This is a genomic window from Vibrio sp. V39_P1S14PM300 (assembly GCF_009904765.1).
Taxonomy (GTDB): Bacteria; Pseudomonadota; Gammaproteobacteria; order Enterobacterales; family Vibrionaceae; genus Vibrio; species Vibrio proteolyticus.
On sequence record NZ_WXWP01000148.1, the window covers coordinates 1 to 4,256 of the forward strand.

Consider the following 4,256-nt stretch of genomic DNA (forward strand, 5'->3'; position numbering starts at 1 on the left):
AGAGAAGCTTAAAGAGATGAAGTATTTCATGCTTCTCTATAATCGAGAATTCAATATTGGAGAGTCACGAACTAGTTAGACTGACAAAATGCAACAGTCATCTATTTGAAAGCTTAATGCATCTCCGAATGTATCAAATTCTTCAATCGTGTCCCAAGTCACTCTATCAACCACAAGATATTTGTCTTGAACTACAGAAAAGACTAGTCGTGTGGTTGATTCTTCCGAAAATGCAAAATACTCTCTCAGTGTTTCTTCATCCCAAAATGCTTTATTGGCATCTATAACTCCGTCGAGGAAGTATGGCTCCTGCTTCTGAACACTGCCGTAGAGGCTAAGTCCGTTTAAAGAGAAGCCATTGGTAAGCTTAAGTATTTCTAGGTATTCATCTGGAAGAGTGACGTTAAACTGTTCTTGTACCTTATCTCTCAACGTCTCTAGTTCTATGCTGGTGGCTGAGTCCAAGAAAAAGCCGGCTCCAAATGTACTTTCGTCTTCATTGTGTTGATGAATTAGGGCTTGAAGAACTTCTTTAAAGGTCATTGTTGTTCCTTACTTAATCGGGTAGACATCGCCATTCGGGATTGGCCAGTCAAGCTCAATACTATCACCAACAGATATGCCGGTAGTAGTTTGTTTCTGGTAGGTTGTAAACGCACTATGCTCAGGTGCATTTCTAATGAGTACTAAGTTAGAGAAATCATTGGTACCACCATCATCTAGTGGAAGTTTATGATGGACTTGGAACCCCGAGGGTACTCGTTTGGCTGCGAGTTTCTGAATCTCTGAATCTGGAACACCGAGATCTTTAAGCTTACTAACTGCCTTTGGATCTTTAGATAAAGCTTCTAGGTAATCACCTCGAATACTCTTATTGAACGCTTTTCTAAGTTCTGTGTATTCAGCCCGGTCTCGTTTTAAGTACTGAATATTGTGTACTTCGACATTGTCGAGAGTAATGCTTTCCCCTTTGTATTTTCCTGTGAATTTCGTTTTGACGAGTTTCTTAACTGGCTCATCTAGAAACTTACCTGGCATAGCGATTGCGGCCATTATCGCAGCGCCACCTAAGGTAGGCTCATCAATGAATTTCTGGCCTTCCTTAATGAGCGTTTCAGCATCTTCTGCGAACATCGAAACAGGATCGATGTTGACACTTTTGAGACCGTCTAACTCTGGATTCTCGAGAACTTCTTGAATGCTGGGAAATTCTACAGGGATACGCTTGCTTTTCTTGTCATACTCAACCACTGATGCGCTAAGGGGAGGGATTCTCTCAAAGACCGACTTGGTTGGATCTTGTGTCTCCAGACGAACTGCAGATGAGTAATGCGCTACTCCATTGATTTTTGCATCGAGAACAAACTTGAGTGATCTCGGTGTCATGCTTTTGATCTGACCAAATGGGTCAATGACGCTCTCACCTGGCTTTAGGCCATCAACAATCAGAACTTCTTGGCCACCGCTTAGCTCACTCGTTTGCTTGAGGCAAAACTGTTGGCAGTATTTAGATAGGTAATTGACGTGGACTATTTTGGGTACGTCTTGTGTTTTAATTCTTAATGCCGACACAATCCTATAGAACATGGTAGTGCGCCTAATAACCAATGACTGTCTTTCATATTCGTAGGTTCAATGACACTGGTCAATTCAATCAGAAGTCCTATATTCAAAGGTTTAAAGGACTGCAAATTTTTACGCGATATAAAGGATAAAGTTATCATTGCCCCGTGGACACTCTTGTTAAAGGAGTGTCACTACATTATTCGTTCTATCAGTATCAAGATGTTTGAGTGGATAGTGCCTAATCTCACCCTCATACAAGAGCAAATAGACTTTCTGTTCCATGTAGGCACCAACGACGTAGTGGTGACTTGGAATAGCGTACTTGGCATCTTGTGCCTCGTCATCAATACATAGTGCCTTTACATCAATCACTTTGACTCTCTGTAAGCCGATCACGTTATCGGCATCAAGAAACCCACCAAATGGAAAGTTCTTTGCGTCTCCACCTCGAATGAGCACTCTCAACTGACCACAAGACAGTTTACCTATTGGACCAATCAGACCGTTAGGCCCCAGGCGTTCAATCTTGTAACTGGCGTTTACTTGAATCGTTCTATACATACTTTAAAAACATTGAAACTGTATATATGTACAGTATAATTTAAATGGTCATTCAGTCTAGGGGGAATCAGATGGGCTTAGTTACGAACATAGAACGCTGGGAGATGCCTGCGGCAATTGGCCTTGCTACTGAAGGTATCAGAGCGAAGTACAATGTCGGGGCTGGTGGCGGAGGTTTTGGAGCTGCTGATGTTGAGATTGGTTCAAAACTCGATGGAGCAAAGGTTTTAGCTGCTATAGAGCGTATGGCCAAGACAGCGCCGCATCTTGCGGACTGGAGTATGTTTGCGTATGCATCGCCGTTGTGGAATTCAGAGGAAAACAAAGCGCGATTGATTGACAGTGTTTCCAACGATTGGGTGGTATGTGCTTCCGAACAAGGTGTAATGATCCAAAAGAGAACTTACGAACGGGTCAAGACTTTAGTTCCTGTCATTGCTGGTGGTTTGGCTTTAGAGCAACTCGGTGGTGCACAGGTATCTCTGACAATAGACGGCCTTTCTTATACACCGACATTGACTAAATCTTATCTCATCCACGTTCTGGCTAAGGCAGATACTGAGGCAGAGAGTTGTACCAGCGAGACCTATTTTAAGAAGCGTGTTCGTTACTATCAAAAGCATTGGAATGATTGGAGTCAGCACGTTGAGGCAATACGGACCTTACTGATTAACTATGATATTGCTGCTCGGCAGATGTTTAAAAAAGAGCTTGAAAACAAAAACGGGACAGTTTAGTGTATAAATATCTAGTATGGATAAGTGCACAGTGTTTGTGAGAGCCGCCTTTTAGGCGGTTTTTTTGTATCTGTCACATAACGATCCACGCAATTTTCTCTTCATCTCATTTCCAATCAAGGACACTCCATCCCGGGGGTGGTGATATGCGTATGCTCGAAAAACTCTCTAGCGCCATCGCGTACGGATGGTGTGCGTTTCTGGCTGCGATAAGTGCATTCTTTTCGTTTGTCAGCACGATAACACCAGACTGGTGGGTGGCGATTTCGTCCATTATCGGAACGATAGTGACGACCTACATCAATTACCACTTTAGGAAAAAGCAAGCCGAGCGGGAGATGCATCATGAGCAGCATCAGAAATAGCATCACCAAACTCGCCGCAATGGGAGCGAGTGCGCTAATTATGGCAGCGACCATGGTAAAGCCTCTTGAGGGCATAGAATTTGTACCGTACTACGATGTGGCTGGCGTGTTGAGTGTCTGTTATGGGCATACTGGTCCGGACATCATTAAGGACAAAGTCTATTCCCAATCAGAGTGCGATGCTCTACTGGATAAAGATCTGAAGAAAGTAAAGCGTCACGTGGACCCGCTTATCAAAGTGGTGATACCGGAAACAACACGTGCCGCCCTATATTCATTTACTTATAACGTCGGGGTGGGCGCTTTTAGGCGTTCGACACTGCTCAAATTGTTAAATCAAGGTCATTGGGCGTCTGCTTGTGATCAGTTGAAACGTTGGATTTATTCGGCGGGTAAGCCTTGGAAGGGGCTTATGACCCGACGAGATATCGAGAGGCAGGTATGCTTAATGCGAGACTGATTGTGTGGGGCGTTACAATGTCACTTATTTCAATCGTAACGCTGTCGTGCTGGCTCTACGTCGAACAATTGCGAAGAAGTGTCGCAGAGCAGCAGCTAGAGCAGACGAGTCAAGTTCTTTTGGCTCAACGGGAGTTGAATCGGGCTCAACGTGACAAGATCAAAGAGTTTGATCAACTTGGTATTGAACATCAAAACGCATTGCGTAAGGCCCAGCATGAAATCGATATTCTTGGTGATGAGCTCAATCGTGCTAATCAGCGCTTGTACATCAACGCCGACTGTCCCACCAACCGAGTGCCCGATACCCAACCGTCCGGAAGCGTGGAGTATGAAGGAGCCGCAAGACTTAGTCGAACAACTGAACAAGATTATCTACGTCTCCGACGAATGATGGTGAAAAACTATCGCCAAACCAAGTACTTACAAGACTACATCAAAACGCAGTGCTTAGCGTATTGAGTGGGTCCTTCCGCGCGACCACAGACACTACGGGGGCTTGACCTCGCAGAAAGTCTCTCGGTAAAAATTTTTTTAATTTTGGGGGTTTCCGGTTTCCGGTCAAAAA

General features: G+C 44.2%; 7 protein-coding genes. 4 read left to right on the forward strand and 3 right to left on the reverse strand.

Annotated elements, in window-relative coordinates; all coding sequences use genetic code 11:
- Nucleotides 1-75 precede the first annotated feature (75 nt).
- The 3 genes from CAG65_RS07215 to CAG65_RS07225 form a co-directional block, all read right to left on the reverse strand.
- On the reverse strand, nucleotides 76-543 hold the full coding sequence (locus tag CAG65_RS07215; RefSeq protein WP_161453099.1) for a YrhA family protein: 468 nt from the start codon (nucleotides 541-543) through the stop codon (nucleotides 76-78).
- Between the two features lie 9 nt (nucleotides 544-552).
- Nucleotides 553-1,587, reverse strand: a complete 1,035-nt coding sequence (locus CAG65_RS07220) for an HNH endonuclease signature motif containing protein (protein WP_161453101.1) — start codon at nucleotides 1,585-1,587, stop codon at nucleotides 553-555.
- A 156-nt stretch (nucleotides 1,588-1,743) separates the two neighbouring features.
- A complete protein-coding gene (locus CAG65_RS07225) occupies nucleotides 1,744-2,127 on the reverse strand; it encodes a hypothetical protein (protein WP_161453103.1) in 384 nt (127 codons plus the stop codon).
- 71 nt (nucleotides 2,128-2,198) lie between these two features.
- Between CAG65_RS07225 and CAG65_RS07230 the strand changes: the two genes are divergently transcribed.
- The 4 genes from CAG65_RS07230 (at nucleotide 2,199) to CAG65_RS07245 (ending at nucleotide 4,150) form a co-directional block, all read left to right on the forward strand.
- The gene (locus CAG65_RS07230; RefSeq protein ID WP_161448576.1) at nucleotides 2,199-2,864 is read left to right on the forward strand and encodes a hypothetical protein; all 666 of its coding nucleotides are present in this window, start codon (nucleotides 2,199-2,201) and stop codon (nucleotides 2,862-2,864) included.
- 146 nt (nucleotides 2,865-3,010) lie between these two features.
- Nucleotides 3,011-3,229 (forward strand): phage holin, encoded by a 219-nt coding sequence (locus CAG65_RS07235; RefSeq protein ID WP_161448575.1) that lies wholly within the window; start codon nucleotides 3,011-3,013, stop codon nucleotides 3,227-3,229.
- A complete protein-coding gene (locus tag CAG65_RS07240) occupies nucleotides 3,210-3,689 on the forward strand; it encodes a lysozyme (protein ID WP_161453105.1) in 480 nt (159 codons plus the stop codon). Before CAG65_RS07235 ends, CAG65_RS07240 begins: the two co-directional genes overlap by 20 nt.
- Nucleotides 3,690-3,706: 17 nt before the next feature.
- Nucleotides 3,707-4,150, forward strand: coding sequence for a lysis system i-spanin subunit Rz (locus CAG65_RS07245; RefSeq protein ID WP_161453107.1), 444 nt, complete (start codon nucleotides 3,707-3,709; stop codon nucleotides 4,148-4,150).
- Nucleotides 4,151-4,256: the final 106 nt, after the last annotated feature.